1 protein-coding gene is annotated in these 241 nt (G+C 44.0%); it reads right to left on the bottom strand.

The window, feature by feature from the left end:
* Positions 1–204, bottom strand: a 204-nt coding sequence (locus SB822_RS60295; RefSeq protein WP_410859542.1) for a hypothetical protein, incomplete at its 3' end; no start/stop codon positions are given.
* Between the last annotated feature and the right edge of the window lie 37 nt (positions 205–241).

The raw sequence follows: 241 nt of genomic DNA on the forward strand, positions 1-241 counted from the left end.
TTGCCAAATTGGCGCATAAGCTGGATCCTTCACATCTTGTTTCGTTAGGAGCAACGAGTTTTCTTCCATCACAGAAATCAACGTATACCCTTGGCTTTTCAAATGAGCTTCCGCTTCCAAAACAGCGGTGCTCTTTTGTCGACTTTCATCGCATGCTGCCAATAAAAAAACAACTAGCATTAAGATGGAATAAAGGCCCCTCATCACATCTCCTCCAGTCGGCTAAATTCGGCATTCATCG

It is taken from the genome of Paraburkholderia sp. SIMBA_054 (assembly GCF_046534875.1).
In the GTDB taxonomy this organism is placed as follows: Bacteria; Pseudomonadota; Gammaproteobacteria; order Burkholderiales; family Burkholderiaceae; genus Paraburkholderia; species Paraburkholderia hospita.